The 21,654-nt window shown below is 71.1% G+C and carries 25 protein-coding genes and 2 tRNA genes; 11 read left to right on the top strand and 16 right to left on the bottom strand.

Annotated elements, in window-relative coordinates; translation table 11 throughout:
* Positions 1-62: 62 nt before the first annotated feature.
* Positions 63-617 carry a hypothetical protein gene (locus HAV39_RS33095; protein ID WP_191843105.1) on the top strand — a complete coding sequence of 185 codons (555 nt, stop codon included), beginning with the start codon at positions 63-65 and terminating at the stop codon, positions 615-617.
* Here HAV39_RS33095 and HAV39_RS33090 read toward each other — a convergent pair.
* Both HAV39_RS33090 and HAV39_RS33085 read right to left on the bottom strand, forming a co-directional pair.
* Positions 614-1,444 (bottom strand): MOSC domain-containing protein, encoded by an 831-nt coding sequence (locus HAV39_RS33090; protein ID WP_239120667.1) that lies wholly within the window; start codon positions 1,442-1,444, stop codon positions 614-616. The two genes, HAV39_RS33095 and HAV39_RS33090, sit on opposite strands and share 4 nt — an antisense overlap.
* Complete coding sequence (locus tag HAV39_RS33085) at positions 1,441-2,310, bottom strand: bifunctional 5,10-methylenetetrahydrofolate dehydrogenase/5,10-methenyltetrahydrofolate cyclohydrolase (protein WP_191843104.1); 870 nt, start codon at positions 2,308-2,310, stop codon at positions 1,441-1,443. Before HAV39_RS33085 ends, HAV39_RS33090 begins: the two co-directional genes overlap by 4 nt.
* A gap of 531 nt (positions 2,311-2,841) precedes the next feature.
* Between HAV39_RS33085 and HAV39_RS33080 the strand changes: the two genes are divergently transcribed.
* The 3 genes from HAV39_RS33080 (at position 2,842) to HAV39_RS33070 (ending at position 6,762) form a co-directional block, all read left to right on the top strand.
* Entirely contained in the window at positions 2,842-4,110 is a 1,269-nt protein-coding gene (locus HAV39_RS33080) for a hypothetical protein (RefSeq protein WP_191843103.1), read from the top strand.
* Positions 4,107-4,835: a hypothetical protein gene (locus HAV39_RS33075; RefSeq protein WP_191843102.1), complete on the top strand. Its 729-nt coding sequence runs from the start codon at positions 4,107-4,109 to the stop codon at positions 4,833-4,835. Before HAV39_RS33080 ends, HAV39_RS33075 begins: the two co-directional genes overlap by 4 nt.
* 1,177 nt (positions 4,836-6,012) lie before the next feature.
* On the top strand, positions 6,013-6,762 hold the full coding sequence (locus tag HAV39_RS33070; protein ID WP_191843101.1) for a hypothetical protein: 750 nt from the start codon (positions 6,013-6,015) through the stop codon (positions 6,760-6,762).
* A gap of 266 nt (positions 6,763-7,028) precedes the next feature.
* On the opposite strand, the gene HAV39_RS33065 is transcribed toward HAV39_RS33070, so the two are convergent.
* The 3 genes from HAV39_RS33065 to HAV39_RS33055 form a co-directional block, all read right to left on the bottom strand.
* Positions 7,029-7,241 carry a Rossmann-fold NAD(P)-binding domain-containing protein gene (locus tag HAV39_RS33065; RefSeq protein ID WP_203736323.1) on the bottom strand — a complete coding sequence of 71 codons (213 nt, stop codon included), beginning with the start codon at positions 7,239-7,241 and terminating at the stop codon, positions 7,029-7,031.
* A gap of 31 nt (positions 7,242-7,272) precedes the next feature.
* Positions 7,273-7,677 (bottom strand): GNAT family N-acetyltransferase, encoded by a 405-nt coding sequence (locus HAV39_RS33060; protein ID WP_191843100.1) that lies wholly within the window; start codon positions 7,675-7,677, stop codon positions 7,273-7,275.
* Between the two features lie 173 nt (positions 7,678-7,850).
* Positions 7,851-8,231: a hypothetical protein gene (locus HAV39_RS33055; RefSeq protein ID WP_191843099.1), complete on the bottom strand. Its 381-nt coding sequence runs from the start codon at positions 8,229-8,231 to the stop codon at positions 7,851-7,853.
* A gap of 120 nt (positions 8,232-8,351) precedes the next feature.
* On the opposite strand from HAV39_RS33055, the gene tnpB reads away from it, so the two are divergent.
* On the top strand, positions 8,352-9,797 hold the full coding sequence (gene tnpB / locus HAV39_RS33050) for an IS607 family element RNA-guided endonuclease TnpB (RefSeq protein WP_191843098.1): 1,446 nt from the start codon (positions 8,352-8,354) through the stop codon (positions 9,795-9,797).
* Here the strand turns inward: tnpB and HAV39_RS33045 are convergent.
* The 4 genes from HAV39_RS33045 to HAV39_RS33030 all read right to left on the bottom strand — a co-directional run bounded on the left by HAV39_RS33045 (position 9,772) and on the right by HAV39_RS33030 (position 12,207).
* Complete coding sequence (locus HAV39_RS33045) at positions 9,772-10,080, bottom strand: hypothetical protein (RefSeq protein WP_191843097.1); 309 nt, start codon at positions 10,078-10,080, stop codon at positions 9,772-9,774. The genes tnpB and HAV39_RS33045 overlap by 26 nt on opposite strands.
* A gap of 108 nt (positions 10,081-10,188) precedes the next feature.
* Entirely contained in the window at positions 10,189-11,235 is a 1,047-nt protein-coding gene (locus HAV39_RS33040) for an aldo/keto reductase (protein WP_191843096.1), read from the bottom strand.
* A 136-nt stretch (positions 11,236-11,371) separates the two neighbouring features.
* The gene (locus HAV39_RS43730) at positions 11,372-11,971 is read right to left on the bottom strand and encodes a Clp protease N-terminal domain-containing protein (protein ID WP_191843095.1); all 600 of its coding nucleotides are present in this window, start codon (positions 11,969-11,971) and stop codon (positions 11,372-11,374) included.
* Positions 11,971-12,207, bottom strand: coding sequence for an HTH domain-containing protein (locus HAV39_RS33030; RefSeq protein ID WP_191843094.1), 237 nt, complete (start codon positions 12,205-12,207; stop codon positions 11,971-11,973). Before HAV39_RS33030 ends, HAV39_RS43730 begins: the two co-directional genes overlap by 1 nt.
* Positions 12,208-12,466: 259 nt before the next feature.
* Here HAV39_RS33030 and HAV39_RS33025 point away from each other — a divergent pair, with 259 nt between their 5' ends.
* Complete coding sequence (locus tag HAV39_RS33025) at positions 12,467-14,026, top strand: ArnT family glycosyltransferase (RefSeq protein ID WP_191843093.1); 1,560 nt, start codon at positions 12,467-12,469, stop codon at positions 14,024-14,026.
* Between the two features lie 94 nt (positions 14,027-14,120).
* On the opposite strand, the gene HAV39_RS33020 is transcribed toward HAV39_RS33025, so the two are convergent.
* The 6 genes from HAV39_RS33020 to HAV39_RS32995 form a co-directional block, all read right to left on the bottom strand.
* Positions 14,121-15,287: a hypothetical protein gene (locus HAV39_RS33020; protein ID WP_191843092.1), complete on the bottom strand. Its 1,167-nt coding sequence runs from the start codon at positions 15,285-15,287 to the stop codon at positions 14,121-14,123.
* The gene (locus HAV39_RS33015; RefSeq protein ID WP_191843091.1) at positions 15,284-15,892 is read right to left on the bottom strand and encodes a hypothetical protein; all 609 of its coding nucleotides are present in this window, start codon (positions 15,890-15,892) and stop codon (positions 15,284-15,286) included. The genes HAV39_RS33020 and HAV39_RS33015 overlap by 4 nt, the downstream gene beginning before the upstream one ends.
* Before the next feature lie 58 nt (positions 15,893-15,950).
* Positions 15,951-16,023 (bottom strand) — tRNA-Asp (locus HAV39_RS33010).
* Between the two features lie 19 nt (positions 16,024-16,042).
* A tRNA-Trp gene (locus HAV39_RS33005) sits at positions 16,043-16,115 on the bottom strand.
* Positions 16,116-16,384: 269 nt separating this feature from the next.
* A complete protein-coding gene (gene yaaA / locus HAV39_RS33000; RefSeq protein ID WP_191843090.1) occupies positions 16,385-17,170 on the bottom strand; it encodes a peroxide stress protein YaaA in 786 nt (261 codons plus the stop codon).
* Between the two features lie 50 nt (positions 17,171-17,220).
* Entirely contained in the window at positions 17,221-17,643 is a 423-nt protein-coding gene (locus HAV39_RS32995) for a DUF1801 domain-containing protein (protein ID WP_191843089.1), read from the bottom strand.
* A gap of 79 nt (positions 17,644-17,722) precedes the next feature.
* Here HAV39_RS32995 and HAV39_RS32990 point away from each other — a divergent pair, with 79 nt between their 5' ends.
* The 5 genes from HAV39_RS32990 (at position 17,723) to HAV39_RS32970 (ending at position 21,119) form a co-directional block, all read left to right on the top strand.
* Positions 17,723-18,166 (top strand): NUDIX hydrolase, encoded by a 444-nt coding sequence (locus tag HAV39_RS32990; RefSeq protein WP_191843088.1) that lies wholly within the window; start codon positions 17,723-17,725, stop codon positions 18,164-18,166.
* Positions 18,166-19,122, top strand: a complete 957-nt coding sequence (locus HAV39_RS32985) for a DUF1152 domain-containing protein (protein ID WP_191843087.1) — start codon at positions 18,166-18,168, stop codon at positions 19,120-19,122. The genes HAV39_RS32990 and HAV39_RS32985 overlap by 1 nt, the downstream gene beginning before the upstream one ends.
* 81 nt (positions 19,123-19,203) lie before the next feature.
* Complete coding sequence (locus tag HAV39_RS32980; protein WP_191843086.1) at positions 19,204-19,458, top strand: hypothetical protein; 255 nt, start codon at positions 19,204-19,206, stop codon at positions 19,456-19,458.
* A 64-nt stretch (positions 19,459-19,522) separates the two neighbouring features.
* The gene (locus HAV39_RS32975; RefSeq protein ID WP_191843085.1) at positions 19,523-20,290 is read left to right on the top strand and encodes an alpha/beta fold hydrolase; all 768 of its coding nucleotides are present in this window, start codon (positions 19,523-19,525) and stop codon (positions 20,288-20,290) included.
* A gap of 142 nt (positions 20,291-20,432) precedes the next feature.
* A complete protein-coding gene (locus HAV39_RS32970; protein ID WP_191843084.1) occupies positions 20,433-21,119 on the top strand; it encodes a collagen-like protein in 687 nt (228 codons plus the stop codon).
* Between the two features lie 75 nt (positions 21,120-21,194).
* Here the strand turns inward: HAV39_RS32970 and HAV39_RS32965 are convergent, their stop codons facing one another.
* Positions 21,195-21,614, bottom strand: coding sequence for an HIT family protein (locus HAV39_RS32965; RefSeq protein WP_191843083.1), 420 nt, complete (start codon positions 21,612-21,614; stop codon positions 21,195-21,197).
* Positions 21,615-21,654: the final 40 nt, after the last annotated feature.

The following is a 21,654-nucleotide window of genomic DNA, read 5'->3' as shown; positions in this document are numbered from 1 at the left end:
CTCGCGGTCGTGATCTGTCGATTGGGGCGCGGTGAGTTGGGCCGCTCCCCTACGCTCGCGGCGTGAAAGGGTTCGCACGGCGGGAATTCCAGCTGATGCTGCTACGACGAATGTCCGACTTCCAGCCGGACCTGGTAGAGGCGGCATGCACGGAACTGTCGGCCACCCATGCGCAGTACATGGAAGCGCACAACCGGTGGCAGACGATGCTGCGATCGAAATCGACACCCAAAGGGCTGTTGTTGTATGAGGCGGTGTTGGGTCCGGCCGATGAGCGGCGGCAGGTGCCGTACGGCGATGCGGCGCTGACGGCGCACCGGTGGCGGCTGGCGGGGTTGTGGCCGGAGCTGCGCTGGGAGGCGCTGGTCGGCACGGAGGACTTCGTGCTGCACGGGTGGCTGGCGCGGGCGCCGGACTCCGCCGTGCCGGAGTTGGGGCCGGCGCAGGGGCTGGCACCGTGGTCGTGTGTGGTCGATGACGTGCTGGCCCGGTTCCCGGGGGCGCGGCAGCGCGATCCGCAGGCGCCGGCACGGTGGGGAGTGGACGTGCCGGTCGACGGTGGTCGGGTGTGCCGGCTGATGTTCGTGCACGGGCTGCTGCAGCAGGTGGCGCCCTAGGCGGCGCGGACCGGGTCGCCGGGCCTGATCCGGCCCGGGTGCAGGACCTGGGCATAGACGCCCGCGCAGGGCTGCAGGCCCAGCGCGGGCAGCGGCACGACCCGGTGGTGGCGGGCGAGCACCCGCAGGGCGTCGGGATCGCGGGGCAGGCCGCCGTGGGCGAGGGTGGGGATCGCGCAGCGTGGTGTGGAGACGATGACGCGCAGCACGAGGTCGTCGCCGATGCGCAGCTCACGGCCGACCCAGTCGTCCTCGGGAAAGCCGTCGGCGGTGGTGTCGACAACAATGTTGGGCCGGTAGCGGCACGGGTCGGCGGTGCGGCCGGGGTGCAGCGCAGTGATGCGGCGCAGGGTCGCGGTGGTGAGCAGGTGTACGGGCGCGAAGTCGAAGAACGTGCCCGGCGCGGCGCCGCCGAGAGTGCTGGTGACCAGCGGCAGGGTCGCGGTGATGCCGTCGCGCAGGACCGCGTCGGGGTCAGCGCGGTCGAGTTGGGCCTGTTCGGGTGGGGTGGCGGTGAGCACGACGGCGCGGCCGAGCAGCACCGACAGGGTGTTCGCGGCGCCCGGGTCGGTGCTGTGCACGTCGACGCCGGGGCCGGTGATGCGTACGCCGTACCGGTCGGTGGTGGCGGTCAGCGTGAGCAGCCGCTGCCAGAGCCGGGGGTGTTTGGCGCTGGCGATGCGGCCGGTGGTGGTGTCGCGCAGGGCGAGGGCGCGGTCGCCGGTCAGGCCGGTGCCGGTCACGTCGGCGGCGTCGAGCTGTTCGCCGAGCAGGGATTTGACCGGGTACCGGTGCAGGGTGGCGACCGCGGCCCTCGCGCCGGTCACGGATTGGCGCGTTCGGCAGCGGCGACGACGTTACGGAACAGCATCGCGACGGTGGTCGGGCCGACACCGCCGACGCGGGGGGTGATCGCCCCGGCGACGGCAGCGACCGACTCATCGACGTCAGGCAGGATGCGGCGGCCTTCGTAACGCACCCCGCCACCGACCACGACAGCACCGGGCTTGACATGCTCGGGCTGGATGATGCCAGGCACACCGGCGGCGGCGATGAGGATGTCAGCGCGGCGGGTGTAGCGGGCCCAGTCCTTGACGCCGGTGTGCACGACGGTGACGGCGGCGTCGGCGGTGGGGCGCTTCTGCGCGAGCAGCATCGCCAGGGGACGGCCGAGGGTCGCGCCGCGACCGAGGATGACGACCTCACGGCCGGCGACGCCGATGTCGTAGTGGGCGAGCAGTGCTTCGATACCCGCGGGCGTACACGGCAACGGGCCGGGGATGCCGAGGGCGAGGCGGCCCATGTTCATGGGGTGCATGCCGTCGACGTCCTTGTCAGGGTCCATCGCCTGCAGGGCGGCGTTGTAGTCGAGGTGGCCGGGGATGGGGTACTGCACGAGCATCCCATGCACGGCCGGGTCGTCGTTCCAGGTGGTGATGACACGCTCCACGTCAGCCTGCGACGCGGTGGCGGGCAGGTGCTCGTGCGGGGACGCGAAACCGAGTGCGGCAGCCTGCTGCTGCTTGATGCGGATATAACCCGCGCTGGCGTCGTCGTCGCCGACGAGCAGCGTAGCCAGGCTGGGGGTGATGCCGCGGGCGCGCAGGGCGGCCGAGCGGATGGCGACGTCGGCGAGGACCTCATCGGCGACGGGTTTGCCGGGCAGCAGGCGGGCGGTGGTGGGCGCGGACATGCGACTCCTTCACACCCGCAGACCACCAGCGTAAAGGCGCTGTCTGGCGCGTCCACGACGTACTCCCTGACGTGCGTCGATGCCAACGGGAACAGGTCCAGCATGGCCTGAGTCGCATAGTGCGGGGTGCTGTGCACCTGCACCGTGTTGCCGTACCCGTTACCGACCGACGCTGGCACGTAAACCTTCTCCATTTTCTTGTCCCCCATCGCTTTGACACGTGAGCTTCGGATGCCGGGTACCTCGGTGGGCACAGCAGGGCGTACTGGTCGCCTTCGGCATCATCGCTGACGATGGTGGCGGCAGGCTGGCAGACGGGGCCCGTGTCTTCCCGAACCGCCCGTTCGTCGTGAGGACGAACAGAACGGCTAGGGGTTGGTCCGCTCCCGGTTCCAGCTCACCCCGATACCTCTTGAAACTGCGCCACGACGAAGCCGGTTGCCGTGCTGGTGAACACGTCCCGGACGACGACTAGTGTGTCCACCTATGGGAGCCGCTTACAAGGCCGTCCAACTCGGGGCAGACATGCTCATGACGGACGGTGAGGTCATCCATCCGGTCCCGCCGGGCGTCTACGAGTCGGGCCTCGGGTCGGTGGCGACCCGGCTGGCCAGTCGGTTCGGTGACGAGGGTGTCGTCATGGTGGACCTGGACGCGGCCCGCGCAATGCGCCTGCCCACGACCCGCGCCGAGCTGGCCGCCGTCGAGGGCGACCACGTCCTGTTGCGCGAGATCCGGTCAGGGGGTTGGGAGGTCAAGAAGCTCACAGACTGGACGACGCTCCGCCGTGAAGGGCTCTCACTGCGGGTCGGCATCCTGCCCGCGATCGAACCGGCCACGTTCCCGCTGCTCGACCCCGACCCTGCCGACGGCATGGGCACCTTGACGTCCCTGGCGCTCTGGCACCGGGTCACAGGCAGTGCGTACCACGGCACGACTGGAATTGCCGGCACGGCCGTTCTCAGCCGTGTTACGTCAGTCGGCGTGAAGAAGCTCCAGCCGACGTGGAAGCCCAAAATCGCCTTGGTCCCGGGATTCGAGGACGATTTCCACGCGGACCACTTCCGCGCCCCCGTGTCCGGGATGAAATTCGCACACGCCTACGACGCGAACCGTGCCTACATCGCAGCCGCCGCAAACGCGATTCTGGCCCCGTGGCAGTTGAAGCAGGGCGGAGTGAAATTCGACCCGAAGATGGGCGGCTGGTGGTTGTGCGAACTGTCGCCGTGGAATGACAAGCGGATGCCCGACCCCGCAGGTTACTCACAGGAGAATGGGCCGCGCTGGATCTCCACGGCGACGGTTGCGCTACTCCAGCAGTTGACGGAGGAAGGCGTCTACGGTGGCGTGCGGATCAAGGACAGCCGCATTTCCCCCGGGTCGGAATTGTTGCGGCCGTGGGCTTGGAAAATGCGGGACGCTTACGCGGCGGCGGCCGGGGCGACGGACGACCCGCGCGACGCTGAGCGGGTTTTGAAAGCGCTCAAGGAAGCCGGCCGTAAAACGCTCGGGATGCTCGCCAGCGAAACCAACTGGATCTATCGGCCGGACTGGTGGTTCTCCATCATCGCCACGGACCGCGCGAATCGCTGGCGAAAGATGTGGAAGACGGGCCGGGAGCAGAACCGTTGGCCGCTGTGGATTGACGTGGACAATGTGTGGTATGCCTCCGATATCGAGGACGGCACCGCCGCAGTTCCGACCGGCTGGAATCTCGACCCGACCGGGCTGAAGCTCGGGGCGTATAAGCACAAGGCGACCCGTAAAAGCCGTGTTGCGGGAAACGGGGATGGCAAATGAGCGGGTTGGGTGACCGCCTGGTCAACATGATGCGCGGCCGCGAAATCCGGCAACCCCCGATGACCTTCCGCGAGAAGGCGGAGGAATTGCGGCGTACCGCCGGCGTCACGAACGGTGCCAAAATCGCGGGCGTCGACAGGCGTACATTCCAGCGTTGGTTCGAGAAATGGAACGCAGGTAAAAACCCGAAACCGCGGAAGCACTCGCTGGACAAGCTCGATTTCGGCGTGCGTCGGGCGTGGGTCGCCACCGCGCCCGCCGACGGGGCCGTAGTACTAAACGTGAAGGACCGGAACGACACGGCCCGTGCGGTCCGCACGATCACCGCCAAGCAGCTCAAGCTCTCCCCCGGCACGATGACCCGCGTCGCGGACGTTTACGTGGCCACGGGCGACGCCGAGGCAGCAGCTGCCGCGTTCCTGGCCGGCGTTCAGGACCGCTTCTACCGGCGGTGGCTCACACCTCCTCGGAGCGACAGAGACGCAGCCGCGTGGGACCGCTCAGGCGGCACCGGTGCAGCGTCTGCCGGGGCCGGTGCAGAAGCAGGCCACGTCCCTAGCCCTCGACATGCCGAAGGCGAAGACGAGTTCGAGGAAGAGGACCTGGACGAGCTCGCCGGGCCAGAGGTCCCGGAGACGGCCTACGACGAGTTCATGGACGCCATCTACGACGAGAGCGTGGCCGAGATCCCCGATGAGGAGGTCTATGGTGGCGATGTCCAGTAACAGAGGTATTGCGCCGAGGCCGGATGCCGAGTCTGGCCCCGCTATGTCTGCTCGACCGCATCCGACATCTGGGACCACCTGAGGGACCGAGACATCTGCGCGGCCGCTGTATGACCCCCGTGCCGAAAGAGTATCCCCCGTGGGGGATGTCGGGCACCTGGCTCGGCCATGGACGTGGCCTGCCACCTGCGCTGTTGGTTCGTGGTGATCGGGATTCCGGTCGGCACTTCGGCGACCGACCGGTTCGCCGGCCGGTCCACCGGCCGGTCCACCGGCCGGTCCACCAGCCGGTTCTGCGATCATCGCCCACCCGCGCTGCGGCTTGAACAACCCGTGTAGGTAAACGCTGCCCAGGTCTCGGGTGGCGGCGCGTGAGTTCCAGAGACCCGGCCGAGGCACTGTGGACCCTAGTCCGACGCGGGGGCGCTTGGTTCCCGCGGTGCTCGCGCTGTGCGAATCTGCGCGCCACCTCGAGCAGCGGACCCCCTCACACCCCGGCGTCGGCAACGGCGACGGCCGTACAGGCGTCGGCTGCGTGATGGCCCTCGCCGTCACACCGCTCGTTGGCCAACAGCACTTCGACGGTCGTGTCCGTCAGGGCGGAGCCACGGCCCAGTGTGCTCTGTTGGCCAACACGGCGCGCCGAACGGACTGTCGGTGCGGCCGACTTCCGCTGCTCAGGTCGCTGTTGGCCAACAGTGACCTACATCACTGTCGTGATCGGCCCAACAGGCGCGCTATTCGAGGGCATGAAGACATCACACAACCGCCCGGTCGGCGCTGCGACGCCATCGGCCCGGCCGACGACGGCGGATGCTGCCCGGCGATCCGCGCCACCTGGCGCCACCGCACGACGTGCCATCTCTCGACGCGCTCACGCCACGGCAGGCACGAACCCGCCTTCACCCCGGTGCATGAACGCGGTGAAGCACGCTTCCGGACGGGGTGAACACCAGTACCGAGCGGCACGAAGCACAGCACCGGACGGGGTGAAGCGTGCTTCGTACAAACCGTCCTTGAACCATAAAGCACCAAAACACGCACGCGTGCGCGAGCACCGCGTCGCGCCGCCCCGATCCGACGTCGGCCGGCCGACGCCTGCCGGTTCGGTACGGCCTCCGCACATCGACGCTTCCCCCGTGCCTCAAGCAGTCCGCCCGCGACGGGCGGCAGCCGCATGGTGACCACGACCGGCGCCTCAGGCCGCGGCTGGGCGTACCTCGGCGCGGTCCTCGGCGGCACCGTGTCGGTGGCCGCCAACATCGCCCACACCTATCTCGACCACCAGGACCCACCTGCGCTGGCTGTCGCGGTATCGGTGTTCTGGCCGGTCGCGCTGTTCATCGCGGTCGAGATCCTGGCCCGTGTCGACTGGCCGGCAGGCCTGCGCTTCGCGGTGACCCGGTGGGGCATCGTCCCGGTCGCACTGGTCGCCGCAGTCGTGTCCTACCGGCACATGGCCAGCCTCCTGGCCAGCTACGGCGAGGACACCATCACGGTCACCCTCGGCCCGATCGCCGTCGACGGGCTCATGCTCCTGGCCACCGGAGCGCTCATCGCCACCGCACCCCGCACCCGCAACCGACCGGACACCACCCCGGACATGCGCAGACGACCGACCGCAGCCGATCCGGCCACGACCACACCGCCAGCCCCGACACCCGACCTGCGCACCCCCGCCCTCCCACCGGCCGGTCCGCACTCGCCACGGCCACAGACCACCGTGGCCGGAGCGGTCAAACCCACGGCCACAGAGCCCAAACGTCCCGGCCATCGGCCACGTGTCAAAGCCGCCGCCGTGTCCGCCATGGTGGCCGGTGACCCGCACGTCAGCTCCGGTCACGTCGCGGCCGCACTCGGCGTCAGCGAGCGGACGGCCAGAAGGCTGCTGGCCGTCGCCCGCCGGTCGACGGCGACCACGATGTGACCGGCCACGCACCACCGGCCGGCCACATCCCCGACGGCCGACCGGCCAGGCGACCGGCCCGACCATGTCCGCAGACCCTCCCCACGTACGGACACGTACCGCCCTCGCGAAACCAGTCGGCGGCCGCCGAGGCCGAGTGGCGCTGTGGAGCAAGCGGCTGCCGCGCCGGTATGTCTTCGGGAGTGAGCGCTGGGCCCCAGGCTAGGAGCCGACTTGCTGATCTTCATCCTCTGGGCGTGTGGCGTGCTCTGGTTCTGGCGAGGCGGTCAGAGGTCGGTGCCGAGCGCGACGTGCCACCACTGCTCCAACTCGCGCCGGACCAGGTCGAGCTTGGCTTCGATCCGGGCGACGGAGTCCGCGCCGAGTTGCAGGCGCAGCGGCGGTTCGGCCAGCTCAGTGACGTCGATGATGGCGGCCGCCGCCTTCGCCGGATCGTCGGCCTGCTTGCCGGTTCGGGCCTTGGCCCGGCCGCCGGCCATGGGCCTCGGCGCGACGGGTTCGTGATGCTGGTCAGCCGGTGGGGAGGGCTATGAGTCCGGCGTCGGTGGGCCGGAAGCCGCACGCTTCGAAGTAGAAGCCGCGCAGGTGCTCCTCGAAGTCGACGTGCAGCCACTCGCAGCCGGCCGCGCCGGCCTGCCGGGCCGCTTCGGCGACCAATCCGGTGCCTACGCCGCTGCGGCGGGCGTCCGCCGCGACGACGGTGTCCAGCACGAACGCGTGCCCGGATCCGTCCCAGGCGACGTTGACCCAGCCGACGAGGCGTTCGCGAGCGCGGGCGTTGACCCAGCCGAGGCTGTGCCCGGTGACCTGGGCCCACCAGTCGTGGTCGGACGGTTCCCGGTCGAACCCGTCGGCGTGCAGCTGCTCGACCTCGGCGCTGTCGAAGTCGCCGCGCCAGGTGTAGGTGATGGTCATGGGTGCGCACGATATGGCCCGTCGACCCGAGATCCCATCGATTTTGCCGCTCAAGGTCACTCACATAGTGCCTCTAACCTGCTGAAACCCACTGAGAGCCACGCTGACGGGCCAGCGGGCCGCGCCCTATGTCGGAGTAAACACTTTCGTCGCTTTCGACCCGACGACGCGGGTCATCTCAGGTCACGGACCTGCACGCCGGGCGCGTGGCGGTGGACGACGGCGGCGAGCCGGTCGGGGTCGAGCCGCCAGCCGTTGACGGCACGGCCGGCGGCGACAAGACGCGGGTCGGGCGCACCGGAGACGGCGTACCCGAAACCGGCCATCAGCTTTCCGGCCGGGCTGGTGGGCGTGCCGTGCAGTGGCGGCGCGTCGTGCGGCCGCAGCACCCCGATCCAGGGCAGGTTCTGCGCGGTCTGCTGACGCCACAGCACCACCGCCTCGACCTCAGTCCAGGGCACGTGGGCGGTGGTCGCGGCGTAGCGCAGGGGCGAGCCGCCGAGGGTTGGAAACAGTTCCCGATTCTCAGGGCGAACGTACTGAAACATCGTCATGTATGGTGACTGTGTGTTGTTTTGCCTGCTGCCGGCCGACGGTAATGTCGTGTCGTCCGCTGCTGGTGTCGGGTTGTGCCGGTGTGGCGTGCGGGCCGCTGCCAGCGGGAGCGGGCGGGCGTGAAAGGGTTCGAGCCGCGGGCTGGTTTCGTGGTGCAGGCGTACCGGTTCGCTCTGGACCCGAATGTGGGTCAGGAGCAGGGGTTGCGGTCGCATTGCGGTGCGGCGCGTGCCGCGTACAACTGGGCGGTGTCGTGGGTGACGGCCGTGTGGTGGCAGCGCAGGGCCGAGCAGTCCTACGGCATCGCCGACGAAAAGCTCACGCCGTGGCGGCCGACGTCGCTGCCCGCGCTGCGGAAGGCGTTCAACGAGGTCAAGCACACCGATGCGCGGTTCGCCGCCTGGTGGGCCGACAATTCCAAAGAGGCCTACAGCACGGGACTGGCGAACGCGGCGGCGGCGTTCGACAACTACACCAAGTCCAAGCAGGGGGTGCGTGCGGGCCGCCCGATGGGCAGGCCAAGGCGTAAGTCCAAGCGTCGGGCGCGGTTGTCGTGCCGGTTCACGACCGGCACGATCCGGGTCGAGACCGACCGCAGGCATGTGACGCTGCCGCGGTTGGGCACGATCCGCACCCACGAGAACACCCGCAAACTCCAGCGCCGCATCGCCACAGGCACCGCCCGGATCCTGTCCGCGACCGTCACCCACCAACGTGGCCGCTGGCTCGTGTCGTTCCAGGTCGAGATCATCCGCGACGCGCCCCGCCCCGCCCGGCAACCGGACACGGTCGTCGGGGTCGACCTCGGCGTGAAACATCTCGCAGTGCTGGCCGACACCACCGGAAAGATCACCTACGTGCCCAACCCCGCGCACTACGACGCGGCCCTGGGCCGGTTGCGTCGGCTGTCGCGGCGGGTCTCGCGCCGCCGGGGACCCGACCGGCGTACCGGCCGTACGCCGTCGCGGCGGTGGCTCAAGGCCGACGCCGAACGCAACCGCGTCCACCACCGCGTGACGAACCTGCGCACCGACGCGCTGCACAAGTTGACCACGCAGATCCGGGCCGAGTACGCCACGGTGGTGGTCGAGGACCTCAACGTGGCCGGGATGCTGTCCAACCGGCGCCTGGCCCGCAAGGTCGCCGACGCCGGGTTCGGCACGATTCGACGTCAGATCGAGTACAAGGGCCAGTGGGTCGGCGGGGTCACGGTGAAGGCCGATCGCTGGTATCCGTCGTCGAAGACCTGCTCGGAGTGCGGCGCGGTGAGAGACAAGCTGCCGCTGCACGTCCGGGTGTTCGCCTGCGAACAGTGCCCAATGGTGATGGACCGTGATGCCAACGCGGCCCGTAACCTCGCCGCGCTGGCGGCGGCAGTCAAGGCTGGTACCGGAGTGGCCGGAGACCAGGACGCGAAAGCGTCGAAGCCCCGCCGAGCCGACCGTCAGACCCGCACCACCACCCGACCGCGCAAGCGGCCGGGTGGGCGGGCAGGTGGCGCAACCCCGCGTCAGCGGACAGAAACGGGAGATCCTCGCCTTACCGAAGCGGCCACGCCTCGGTAAGGCAGGAACCTTCCCGCCCGAAAGGACGGGATTGCTGATATCCGACTATGGAATCAGCAACGGTGATGCCGGTGTCGTCGACGCGCAGGGCGACCTTGCGGCTGAACGTCCCGACGGCCATGACGACGCCGCCGCCGCCGAACAGGGCGAGGGGGAGGATCCGGGTGAGCGCGTCGAGCGGCACGAGCAGCGCGGCTGCCGTGAACAGCAGGCAGACGGCGATGACGAGGATCGTCTTGGGGGCGGGTCCGTAGCGTTCCTCGTACACGTCGGGTGGGGTCATGGGCGTTCATCCTGCCAGCGGCCGCCGGCGACGGTGGTCCTGGCCGGGCCGCGGGCCGAGGGAGCGGCACCTCTCCCCCGGCCTGCGGTGATCTCATGGAGGCCGATGTCAGGCGGCGGCCCGGTCGGCTTGCGGGCGGCGGCGCAGCGTGCGGTCGGTCAGGGCCGGTGGGCGCCAGGCGCCGTCGGGGCGGTACAGGTTGGCGCCGGGCGGGACGATCTCGTCGATGCGGTCCAGCGTGGCGTCGTCCAGGGCCAGTTCCGCTCCCTTGAGGGCCGTTTCCAGGTGGGCCATGGTGCGTGGGCCGATGATGGTCGCGGTGACGGCGGGGTGGGCCTGGGTGAACGCGAGGGCGAGTTCGGGCAGGGTGCAGCCGAGCTCGGCGGCGAGTGCGGTGAGCTGTTCGAGGGCGTCGTACTTGGCGGCGTTGGCGGGGATGGCGGGGTCGAAGCGGTGCGGGGTGAGCGCGGCGCGGCCGGTGGTGAGGTCGACGGTGTCGCGGCGGATGTGGCCGGACAGGAAGCCGGAGGCGAGTGGGCTCCAGACGAGCACACCCATGCCGTAGCGCTGGGCGACGGGCAGGATGTCGGCTTCGATGCCGCGGGCGAGCAGGGAGTACGGGGGTTGTTCGGTGCGGAACCGGCTGACGGCGCGGCGCTGCGCGGCGTGGTGGGCTTCGACGAGTTCCTCGGCGGGGAAGGTGGAGCAGCCGTAGGTGCGGATCTTTCCGGCGCGGACGAGGTCGTCGAGGGTGGCGAGGGTTTCTTCGATGTCGGTGGTGTGGTCGGGTCGGTGGATCTGGTAGAGGTCGATGCGGTCGGTGTCGAGGCGGCGGAGGCTGTCTTCGACGGCGGTGAGGATCCAGCGGCGGCTGTTGCCGCCTCGGTTGCGGCCTTCGCCCATCGGGAAGTGCACTTTGGTGGCGAGGATGACGTCGTCGCGGCGACCGTGCAGGGCTTTGCCGACGATGGTCTCGGATTCGCCGGCGGAGTACATGTCGGCGGTGTCGATGAAGTTGACGCCGTGGTCGAGGGCGTGGTGGATGATGCGGGCGCAGTCGTCGTGGTCGGGGTTGCCGACGCTGCCGAGCATCATGGTGCCGAGGCAGTAGGTGCTGACTTCGATGCCGGTGCGGCCTAGGGCGCGGTAGCGCATGGTGGTGCTTCTCCCCTGGTCGGGACTCCTGCGCCGGCCCGGCAGGAGTCGATCATGGAAATCAGCGTAGGTGCTGGAGTGCGCTCCAGGTCAAGTCGGCGCGGCCGGGGGTCTGCTCCCCCGGCCGCGTGGGCGGTCAGGCGCGTGCGGCGATGGCCTGTTCGGTGCGGCGGCGCAGGTCGTCGAGGTCGATGCCGGCTTCGGTCATGATCAGGGCGGCAAGCCCTCTGCCTTCGCGGATCATGCCCAGCAGGATGTGCTCGGTGCCGATGTGCTTGTGTTTGAGTCGCAGGGCTTCGCGTAGGGACAGTTCGAGCACGACTTTGCTGCGCGGGGTGAAGGGGATGTGGCGGCCTTCGCTGACGGCGACGTGGGGGCGCCGGCGGAACAGGCCGCGCCGGGGTGGTGGGGCGACCTGGTTGAGGGCGCCGGGGCCGAAGGTCTCCTCGAGTTTGGCGCGTACGGCGTCGAGGTCGATGCCGATGGCCTGGAGTGCGGCGGCGTCGGCGGCGCCGAAGGGTTCGGCGGTGCCGAGGTGGCGGCTGATGGCGGCGGTGACCTGGTCGTGGTCGAGGCCGGCGGCGGTGAGCAGGTCGTATGGGATGCCGCTGGTGGGGCGGAGCAGGCCGAGCAGCAGGTGTTCGGTGCCGAGGTAGTGCTGCTGGCCGCAGTGGCGGGCTTCGTCCTGGGCGCCTCTGACGACGTCGCGTGCGGCGGTGGTGAATCGTTCGAACATCACTTCTCCCGTCGGTCCGGTCCGGGCCAGCGGCCGGCGTGTTTCTTGTGTACGGCCTGTCGGCTGACTTCGAGGGCGTCGGCGATCTCCTGCCAGGACCAGCCTGCTTTGCGGGCGTTGCCGACCTGCAGCGTCTCGAGGGTTTCGAGTAGCCGCCGCAGGGCGAGCACGGCGCGCAGGCCGATGCCGGGGTCGGCGCTGCCGGCTGCGGCGGCGAGTTTTGTCGCGTCGCTCATGGCGTCAATGTAGGTTGACAGAACGCGCCGTGTCAACTCTGGTTGACGCCAAGCTCGCCTGGGATGTCACTGACCTGCGCCGAAATTGAGTGAGCGGGTCGCGGTGGGAGTCCGTCGCGTCGTGAGGTGTGCCCGATATGCACGACACAGGCTTTTGGTGCCGCATGGTCACCATTGGTGGTGTTAGCTTCTGCGAGCCCCCGCCACGCGCCGACGCCGTCGCGTGGCGCTCTGCTGCCTGAATTCAGGACGGAACACGATGACAGGTGCCACCGTCACTTTGCGTTTGACCGTGGTGCGCGACGCGCTGCTGTGGGCCGCGGTCGCCGCGGCCGCGGCGTGGACGTTCGCCTACCGGGCGGCCACCAGCCGCGCCCAGGTCCTGGACTACGACGACGGCGTGTACTGGCAGACCGCGCTGGCCATCGCCGACGGCGCACGGCCGTACACGGAGGTGTTCCACGCGCAGCCGCCGCTGTTCCCGTGGCTGGTCGCGCAGCCGTTCGCGCTGCTGGGCGCGGTCGACGGGGAGACCGCCGCGCGGCTGCTGATGACCGGGTTCGCGGCGCTGCTCGCGGCCACCGCGGCCGGCATGGCGGCGCTGCTGCGCGGGCCGCGGGCCGGGATGCTCGCCGCGCTGGCGGTGGTCGCGTTCCCGCTGGTGCAGCGCTACAGCTTCCAGTTCGGCGCGGACCTGCCCGCCGCGGCGCTGGGCGGGGTCGCGCTGTGCCTGGCCCTGCGCGCCCGCAGTGCGGAGCGGCCGGGCCGATGGTGGTGGTGGGCCGGGTCGGGCGCCGCGCTGTGCCTGGCCGCGCTGGTGAAGCTGATCGTGGTGGTGGTCGCGCCGTCGCTCGCGCTGGTACTGCTGACGACCGTGTCGACCGGACCCACCGGGTGGTGGGCGTGGCTGCGGCGTACCGCGGCGGCGAGCGGATCCATGCTGGCCGGGTTCGCCGCGGCGGCGGCCGTCGCGCTGCTGGTCATCCGGCCCGGCAGGGCGGCCTGGGACCAGGTGTTCGCGTTCCACCTGCGCGCGGCGGAGTCGGCCAACTCCCCCGACGTCATCGGGATGATCGACAACACCGGTGACTGGGGGCTGCCGTACTTCATCGCCGCGGGCGTCGGCGGGCTGCTCGCGCTGGGCCTGCCGGGCCGGGCGGACGGCCGGGCCGACGTCGCGGCGATCGCGGTGTGGGCGGCGGCGATCGTGCCGTACGGGTACCTGCACCATCCGGTGTTCAAGCACCACGTGCTGCTGTTCGTCGCGCCCGCGGGCGCGCTGATCGTGCTGGGCGTGGCCGCGCTGTGGGCGGTGGCGCGGCGCGGGGTGCAGCGGGTCACCGGGCCGCGGCGGCGCTGGGCCGGTGGCGTGGCGGTGGTGGTCGCGATCGCCGCCGGGGCCTGGTACACCACGCACAACACCGTCGCGCCCGCGCTGTCGGACACCTTCGTCGAGGCGTGCCTGCGCGGGCTGCCCCGCGACGTGGTGCTCGTCTCCGACGACCAGGCGATGCTGTCCCGCGCCGGGCTGCGTACGCCGCCGTGGATGGTGGACACCTCGCACGTGCGCATCGACTCCGGCTGGCTCACCGACGCCGAGATCACCGCCGCGGCGACCGCCGCCGACGGGGTGCTGTTCGCCCGGCCCCGCCGCATCGGCAAGCACCCCGAGGTCAGGGTCTGGGCCAAGGAGCACTTCCCGGTGCGTTACACCGCCGACCGGTACGAGCTGTACGTGCATGCCGCGCCGCTGGTCATCGGCTGCACCGGCAAGGTCCAGATCGACGGGAAGACCGTCAAGGAGGCTCCCACGCCGTGACGGCGGACTGTGGGACGCCCCCCGAGGTGGGGCGCCCCGCAGTCCGTGCCCGGCGGCAGCCCAGATGCGTGGGCAGGGCGGCCGCCGGGAGCCTCTACCGTTCCAGCAGCTGCTGGTGGAAGTCGCGGTAGCGCTGCACGGCCAGGCGCAGCCGCTCCGTGTCCGTGCCCGCGTCACCGAACGCCTCGTCCAGCTCGCGCTGCCGGTCGGCCAGCGACTCCTGCAGCGTGCGCACGGCTTCGCCGACCAGGTCCCGCAGTTCCGCGGCGACCGCGGGCGGGTCGTCGACGAACCGCAGCTGCGCGGCCTGCCACCGGGTACGCAGGTCCTCGGCGGCCGCCACCGGCCACAGCGACGCGGCCGCCACCAGCGCGTCGACGGACTCGGCCACCGGCGGGTCGACCGCGTCGGGGCCACCCACGACCTGCACCTCGTCCTCGGGCGGGAGGCCTGCGGTGTCCGTCGCCACCGCGTTGTCCGCCGGGACGTCGGTGTGGCCCGATGTGTCGGCCGACTCGTCGTCTGCGGTCGCATCCGGCGTGGTCATGGCCTCGACCGCCAGGTCGGCCGGGGTGGGTTCGTCGGCGGGAGTGCCGTCCGGCGCCAGGACGTCATTGTCGTCGTCGCGGGCGTCCACCGGGTGGTCGGCGGCGTCGGCGAGCGCGTCGTCGGCGGGCACCTCCACATCGGCCAGGTCGTCGAGCGTCCTGGTCTCGGTGTCGGTCGGCTCCGGGTCGCCTGGCTCGGCGTCGCGGTCGAGGGCCTGCGCCACCGTCTCGTCCCGCACCTCGTCGTCCCGCACCTCGTCGTCCCGCACCTCGTCGTCCCGCACCTCGTCGTCCCGCACCTCGTCGTCCCGCACCTCGTCGGCGGGCACGATCGCATCGGTGCGGTCGGCCGGATCCTCGCCGAGGTGCGCCTCCGGGTGGGCAGGATCGTCGGTCGCGACAGGCTCGTCGTCGTCGGCCAGGGCCGCGGGCTCGTCGTCGCGGGGCGTGGCGACGTCGTGGCCGCCCTCGGTGGTGCCGCCGAAACCGTCGAGGTCCACCGGCTCGACGGGCTCGCCGACGGCCTGCTCGTCGGCGTGTACGGCGCCGTCCTTGTCGTGGCGGTGCTCCGGCTCGCCGTCGACGAGCTCGCCGTCGACGACGTCGTCGGAGCGGTCCTGGTGCGGCACGCCGTCATGCCGGTCACGCGGGTCGAGGTCGTCGTCGGAGTCGGCGAGACCCTGGTTGAACTGGGCTCTGGTGTCGTAGGTCATGCGTTGACCTCCTCATCACGGCGGGGCGTGGGGGCTGCGGCGGCGTCGGGCACCGCCGCGGGGGTGGCGGGCACGGGGTCCTCGCCGAGCAGCTGGGCGACCAGCTCGCGGTAGCGGACAACCGCGATGCGCAGGTCCTCGGTGCCGGCTTCGCCGCGGCTGTTGCGGTCGGCGATCTCCTTGGCCTCGCGGTACGACGCCAGGGTCGCGGCGTGGTCGACGGACAGCTGTGCCAACTGCTCCGCGTCGTCGTCGCCGGGGTAGCCGCGTGCCGTGATCAGGTCACGGACCAGCTCGTCGGCCTCGCCCACCGCGTCGGCGGGGGCGTCGATGAAGTGCGCCTGCAGTGCGTGCCAGCGGTCCACGAACTGGGCGTGGTCCTCCGGGGTCAGCTCCCGCAGTTCCAGCTCGGCGTGGCGGCGCTCGCGGTCGCGCAGGTCGCGTTCGGCTTCGGTCCTGGTGTCGTGCTCGGCGACGGCGCGGTCGTACTCGGGGCCGAACCGGCGGCGCAGCGACTGGCGGCGCAGGGCCGTCCAGGCGACGTACGCGCAGGCGGCGACGGCGGCGAGCACGATCAGGAGCATGATGATCTGTCCGGTGTCCATCGAGGTTCCTCCTTCGACCAGGAGATACCCCTTTTCGCGGCGCTAAACCGCGCTCTTGCGCCGGTGACGGGATTCGAACCCGCGACCCCCCGCTCGACAGGCGGGTGCTCTCACCACTGAGCCACACCGGCAGCGTATGGAGTTGTGTCGCACGGGCGGCAGGATTCGAACCCGCAACCTTCGGATTTGGAGGCCGGTGCTCTGACCGTTGAGCTACACCCGCATGCGTGGAGATGAAGAACCGCCCGTCCCCGGTGTTCCGGGGCGCGGGCGGCGTCGGCCGTTCGCGTGGCGCTCAGCGGCGCCGGTCACCCGGGGTCGGATCGTCGGTGTCGTCCGTGGACCAGGAACGGGTCACGGCGTAGTGGGACGGGGACCATCGCTGATCGCCGGTGTGCTGGGCTCGCATCGCTGTCCTCCTGTCCGGTCCGGGGTGGTGTGCATACGGTAGGCGGTGGCGAGCGCCGGGCACAAAGGATTTACGGCCGGTGGTCAGAGTTCGGTGACGACCACGTCGAGCTGCCAGGGCCGGCCGGGCTTGGCGGGCGGCAGTTCCTCGACGGTGTGCTTGAGGTCGCGCAGGGCGGTGGCGAGTTCGGCCGGGGTGCGCGGGGTGCCGCCGTCGACCAGCAGGTCGCGTACGAGGCGGCCCTTGGTGGCCTTGTTGAAGTGGCTGACCACGGTCCGGGCGCCGTTGCGTTCGTGCAGGACCCGGACGGTGGCGGTGCGCCCGGCGAGCTCGCCGCGGGGCGTCCATGCCGGGGTGTACATCGATGAGCGCAGGTCGAGCACGAGGCCGGTGCCGGCGGCTTCGGGCAGGGCCTGGGTCATCGCGTCGCGCCAGTGGGTGCTGAGCAGGCCGACGCCGGGCAGGCGGACGCCCATGGCGCAGCGGTACGGCGGAACGCGGTCGTCGATGCGCAGCGCGCCCCACAGCCCCGAGAAGATCAGCAGTGCCCGGCGGGCCCGGGACTTCGCCGGGGTGGGCAGGTCGGCCAGGCCCAGGTTGTCGTAGAGCACGCCGGTGTAGAGGCTGCCCGCGGGCAGTGCCTTCGCGGTGCGCAGCAGCGTGTTGCGGGTGATCTCGCCGCGCAGGCCGGGGCTGAGCCCGAGCACGTCGGCGGCGGCGTCGGCGTCGCCGGAGCACAGCGCCACGAGCGCGTCGACGGCCTGCTCGCGGGCGGGGTGCAGGGCGGGCAGGGACAGCCGTGCCAGGTCGAGCGGCTTGCCGGCACCAGCGTCGGCCTTGCCCTCGGAGGGCGGCAGCAGGATCAGCACCGGATCACTGTAGGTGACCTGCCGCGCCGGGCCGGCGTCGGCACGGCCGGTCAGCTGTTGATCGTCTTCCCGTGGACCTGGTGGAACGCGCCGGCGACGAGTTCGCGCAGGGCGGCGGTGTCGACGTCGGCGAGCTTCTTGACGTACACGCAGGCTTTGCTGACGGTGACGGGGCCGAGCCGGGCCAGCAGGTCGCCGTCGTCGCCGATGCCTTCGCCGACGTACAGGACCAGGGCCTGCTTGCGCGGGGAGAAGCCGACGGCGGGCCAGTCGCCCTGCTTGCCGGAGGCGTAGACGTAGCGGTACTGCCCGAAGCCGACGATGGCGCTGCCCCACATCACCGGTGGCTGGCCGGTGACGTCCTCCATCAGCTCGCAGACCGCCTGGGCGTCGGTGCGGCGGCGGGCGTCGGTGACGCCGGCGAGGAACTCCTCGACGCTCGCGTCGTTCTTCGTCGTCTTGGGCTCGGCCATACGGCCAGGGTATGCCGCCGGTCCGACAGCCGGGGTCGCGGGACAGCGCGGGGGTGTCGATGCGAAGTAGGCTCGCCTCATGACCACCCGTATCGTGCTGTCGGCTCTGGTGGGCCGGACCGGCGCCGTACTGCTGCGGATGCGCGACGAGCAGTCGGCGGTGCGGGCGAACCGGTGGAGCCTGCCCGGTGGTGCGATCCGGGCCGGGGAGACCCCGGTCAACGCCGCCAAGCGGCTCGTCGCCGAGCAGACGGGCGTGCCGGTCGACGGCGAGCCGGTGCTGTTCTGGCACGGGTTCCTGCCGGGCACCCGGACCGACGTGTACTTCTTCGCCGCGGGCACCCCCGCCTGGAGTGCCGACATCGTGGCGCAGCCCGGGGTGCTGGCGGAGTTCGTGGCGGGCGAGGACGCGCTCAGCGGGCGGGCGTTCACCCCGGCGTCGGGGTTCGTGCTGGGCCGGTTCCTGGAGTCCAACGAGTATCTGGCGCTGGCCGGGCGGTTCTTCCCGGTCGATCCGGTCTGATGCCGTCGTTGCGGTCGCCGGGGCTGTTCGAGGCCCTGGCCGGGTGCGAGCGTGTGCTGATCGCGGGGGCCGGGGGCGGGTTCGACGTGTACGCGGGCCTGCCGCTGGCGCTGCAGCTGCACGCCGACGGGGTGCGGGTGCACCTGGCGAACCTGTCGTTCGCCGACCTGACGGCGCTGGAGGGCGACGTGTGGCTGGAGCCCGACGTCGCGGCCGTCGGCCCGGCTACCGAGGGCCTGGACGACTACTTCCCCGAGCGGACGTTGGCGCGGTGGCTGGCGGCCAACGACCTGCCGTCGACGGTGTACGCGTTGGCGCGGGTCGGGGTGCAGCCGCTGCGGGCGGCGTACCGGGTGCTGGTGGACCGGCTGGCGCCGGACGCGATCGTGCTGGTCGACGGCGGCACCGACATCCTGATGCGCGGTGACGAGACCGGGCTGGGCACGCCGGAGGAGGACATGACCAGCCTCGCCGCGGTCGCCGGGCTGGACGTGGGCGTCAAGCTGGTCACCTGCCTCGGTTTCGGCATCGACGCCTACCACGGCGTCAATCACGTGCAGGTGCTGGAGAACCTCGCCGAGCTGGACCGGGTGGGGGCGTATCGGGGTGCGCTGTCGATCCCGGCGCAGTCGCCGCAGGGGCGGGCGTACGTCGAGGCGGTCGCGCATGCGCGGGCACTGACCCCGGGGTGGCCGAGCATCGTCAACGGGCAGATCGCCGCGGCGCTGCAGGGCCTGCACGGCGACGTGCAGTTCACCCGGCGCACCGGCGGCAGCCGGCTGTTCGTGAACCCGCTGATGGCGGTGTACTTCACCGTCGACCTGGCCGGGCTGGCCGCACACAACCTGCTGCTGGACCGGATCGAGGGCACGCAGCTGATGCGCCAGGTCAGTGCCGCGATCGAGGCGTTCCGCGACGAGACCGACATCCGGATCCCGCGGGTCTTCCCGCACTGAGCGGTCCGCGCTCGTCGCGGCGTGGGCAAAGTGGATGAATGAGGTATCGCACGCAGTCGATCGGGCGGCTAGGTTCTGTGCATGTCCGGGGACGCGCTGATGATCGGCATTATCGGAGTGCTGCTGGGGATCCTGGTCGGCCGCAGGTGGTTGAAGATGCAACAGGCGGGCGCCGGATACAAGTCGGCGGTCGCCGGGGTGCCGAAGGCCAAGGCCGCGGTGAAGACCGCCCGCAAGGCGTGGATGCTCGCGATCCGGGCCGCCACGCTCGCCGCGGTGCTGATGGTCGTGTACTTCCTGGCCACGACGACGGCGGTCTTCCAGTCCGCGAGGTGACCTGGCTCACCCGTGGCCGAAATCGGGAGGCGGGTGCCGAGCTTGATCACTAGCCTGTCCGCCGATGACACTCTCATATGACGTGGCCGGTGACGGCCCGACGCTCGTACTGATCCACTCCACGGTCTGCGATCGGCGGATGTGGGACCCGCAACTGCCGGTCCTGACCGCTGCGGGTTACCGCGTGATCCGCGTCGACCTGCGCGGTTTCGGCGACAGCCCCATGCCGGACCGGCCCTACAACAACGCCGACGACGTCGCCGACCTGCTCGACGAACTCGGGATCGAGCAGGCCGCGCTGATCGGCTCGTCCGGCGGCGGCCGGGTCGCGATCGAGTTCGCGGCACGCCTGCCGCAGCGCACGACCGCACTGGCGCTGCTGTGCACCGCGGTCGCCGACCACGAGCCCAGCGCCCGGCTCCGCGCGTTCGGCGAGCAGGAGGACGCACTGCTCGAGGCGGGCGACGTCGCCGGGGCGACCGAGCTCAACGTCACCGCGTGGGTCGGCCCGCACGCCGACGACGCGACCCGCGAGCTGGTGCGCCGGATGCAGCGGCACGCGTTCGAGGTGCAGCTCGCCCCCGTGGCGGAGGAGTACGGCTCGATCAAGAAGGACGTCGACCTGGCCGCGATCACCGCGCCGTGCCTGCTGGTGTCGGGCGAGCACGACTTCGCCGACTTCCACGACATCGCGGTGCGGCTGTCGAAGGAACTCGCCGGGTCCCGTCACGTGCACCTGGACTGGGCCGGGCACCTGCCGAGCATGGAGCGGCCCGAGGAACTGAACCCGGTGCTGCTCGACTTCCTGCGCGAGACCGTTCCCGCCCACTGAGCCAACGACGGTCACCATGTCGCACTGTGTGTTCGTATAGCTACGCATGGTGCGGCATGGTGCCGTCGGTTCGCCCCATTCGCTGGCTATAACCGTCTTCTCCGATCCTTCACCGGGATCCGATCTTCCATCGAGGAGAGACGTGAATTCGTTCGTCCGACGCCGGGCGCAGCGCGTGCTGGGCGTGGCGGGCCTGGCGGCCGCGACCCTGCTGGCCTTCGGCAGCTTCGCCCAGGCCCAGCCCGAGGCCGCCGCCGTCATCAAGGCGTGCGTGAACAAGAAGACCGGCGACGTGCGCATCCCCGAGCTGCCCAAGGGCGGCAGCGGCTGCACCAAGCAGGAGCAGGCCCTCACCTGGAACGTCAAGGGGCCCAAGGGCGACCGGGGCGCCCCCGGACCGCAGGGCCCGAAGGGCCCCGCGGGGCCTGCCGGACCGGCCACGCCGCCCGCAGGGTTCAGCGACGTCGAGCGGGACGGCACCCTCTCGACCGATGACACCATCGTGCTGAGCCTCACCAACCTGCCGGCCGGCACCTACCAGGTGACGACGACGCTCAGCGCGGCGCGGATCGGCCAGTCGCCGCAGTTCCAGTGCCTGCTCGCGTTCAAGGCCACGGCGGACGGCCCGGCCCAGGCTGCCGGCAACATGGCCGAGGCGGACCCGCGGCCGGGTGTCGACGGCGCGGCGTTTGCCAGCTCCGGCGCCGTGGCCGCACAGGTCGCCCTGAACGCGGGCGGCGAGTTCGCGCTCCTGTGCCGGGGTACCGGCGGTTTCACGGCCGCGATGAACGCCGTCGCGGTGACCGCGCCGCCCGTGGCCGCCCCGTAAGAGGACACGAAAGGGGTTGACGGCCACGAGCGGCCGTCGACCCCTTTGGGGGGGTGCGGTCCGGCGTGCTGGAGCTCAGGCTGCGGCGAGCGCGGCCGCGATGGCGTCGGCGTGCTTGCGGGCCTGGTCGTCGTCGGCGTACTTGGTGCGGGGCCAGAAGAAGCCGCGCAGGCCGTCGCCCTTGCTGCGGGGCACCACGTGGGTGTGCAGGTGCGGCACACTCTGGCTGATCTTGTTGTTGAGGGCGACGAAGGTGCCCTGGGCCGCCATCGCCGACTCGACCGCCCCGGCGATGCGCTGCACCTGCTGGAAGTAGCCGCCCACGGCGTCGGTGGGCAGGTCGTGCAGGGTCGGCACGTGTTCGCGCGGCACCACCAGCACGTGTCCGGGGAACACCGGCCGGGTGTCCAGGAACGCCACGACCGTGTCGTCGGCGTGGACCAGCCACGCCGGGCGCGCCCCGGCCGCGATCTCGCAGAACAGACATCCCTCCATGGCACCGCCGAGCCTATCGCCTGCCTGGGTAGCATCGGTC

It is taken from the genome of Catellatospora chokoriensis (genome assembly GCF_011297315.1).
GTDB classification, from domain to species: Bacteria; Actinomycetota; Actinomycetes; order Mycobacteriales; family Micromonosporaceae; genus Catellatospora; species Catellatospora citrea.
The sequence above is the reverse complement of the archived record's forward strand: the minus strand, read 5'-3'. Positions and strand labels throughout refer to the sequence as shown.

Coding starts and splice junctions, on each gene's coding strand:
- HAV39_RS33085 (WP_191843104.1), bottom strand. CDS start 2,310: ATGTCCGCGCCCACCACCGCCCGCCTGCTGCCCGGCAAACCCGTCGCC.
- HAV39_RS33080 (WP_191843103.1), top strand. CDS start 2,842: ATGACGGACGGTGAGGTCATCCATCCGGTCCCGCCGGGCGTCTACGAG.
- HAV39_RS33075 (WP_191843102.1), top strand. CDS start 4,107: ATGAGCGGGTTGGGTGACCGCCTGGTCAACATGATGCGCGGCCGCGAA.
- HAV39_RS33070 (WP_191843101.1), top strand. CDS start 6,013: ATGGTGACCACGACCGGCGCCTCAGGCCGCGGCTGGGCGTACCTCGGC.
- HAV39_RS33065 (WP_203736323.1), bottom strand. CDS start 7,241: ATGGCCGGCGGCCGGGCCAAGGCCCGAACCGGCAAGCAGGCCGACGAT.
- HAV39_RS33060 (WP_191843100.1), bottom strand. CDS start 7,677: ATGACCATCACCTACACCTGGCGCGGCGACTTCGACAGCGCCGAGGTC.
- HAV39_RS33055 (WP_191843099.1), bottom strand. CDS start 8,231: ATGACGATGTTTCAGTACGTTCGCCCTGAGAATCGGGAACTGTTTCCA.
- HAV39_RS33045 (WP_191843097.1), bottom strand. CDS start 10,080: ATGACCCCACCCGACGTGTACGAGGAACGCTACGGACCCGCCCCCAAG.
- HAV39_RS33040 (WP_191843096.1), bottom strand. CDS start 11,235: ATGCGCTACCGCGCCCTAGGCCGCACCGGCATCGAAGTCAGCACCTAC.
- HAV39_RS43730 (WP_191843095.1), bottom strand. CDS start 11,971: ATGTTCGAACGATTCACCACCGCCGCACGCGACGTCGTCAGAGGCGCC.
- HAV39_RS33030 (WP_191843094.1), bottom strand. CDS start 12,207: ATGAGCGACGCGACAAAACTCGCCGCCGCAGCCGGCAGCGCCGACCCC.
- HAV39_RS33025 (WP_191843093.1), top strand. CDS start 12,467: ATGACAGGTGCCACCGTCACTTTGCGTTTGACCGTGGTGCGCGACGCG.
- HAV39_RS33020 (WP_191843092.1), bottom strand. CDS start 15,287: ATGACCTACGACACCAGAGCCCAGTTCAACCAGGGTCTCGCCGACTCC.
- HAV39_RS33015 (WP_191843091.1), bottom strand. CDS start 15,892: ATGGACACCGGACAGATCATCATGCTCCTGATCGTGCTCGCCGCCGTC.
- HAV39_RS32995 (WP_191843089.1), bottom strand. CDS start 17,643: ATGGCCGAGCCCAAGACGACGAAGAACGACGCGAGCGTCGAGGAGTTC.
- HAV39_RS32990 (WP_191843088.1), top strand. CDS start 17,723: ATGACCACCCGTATCGTGCTGTCGGCTCTGGTGGGCCGGACCGGCGCC.
- HAV39_RS32985 (WP_191843087.1), top strand. CDS start 18,166: ATGCCGTCGTTGCGGTCGCCGGGGCTGTTCGAGGCCCTGGCCGGGTGC.
- HAV39_RS32980 (WP_191843086.1), top strand. CDS start 19,204: ATGTCCGGGGACGCGCTGATGATCGGCATTATCGGAGTGCTGCTGGGG.
- HAV39_RS32975 (WP_191843085.1), top strand. CDS start 19,523: ATGACACTCTCATATGACGTGGCCGGTGACGGCCCGACGCTCGTACTG.
- HAV39_RS32965 (WP_191843083.1), bottom strand. CDS start 21,614: ATGGAGGGATGTCTGTTCTGCGAGATCGCGGCCGGGGCGCGCCCGGCG.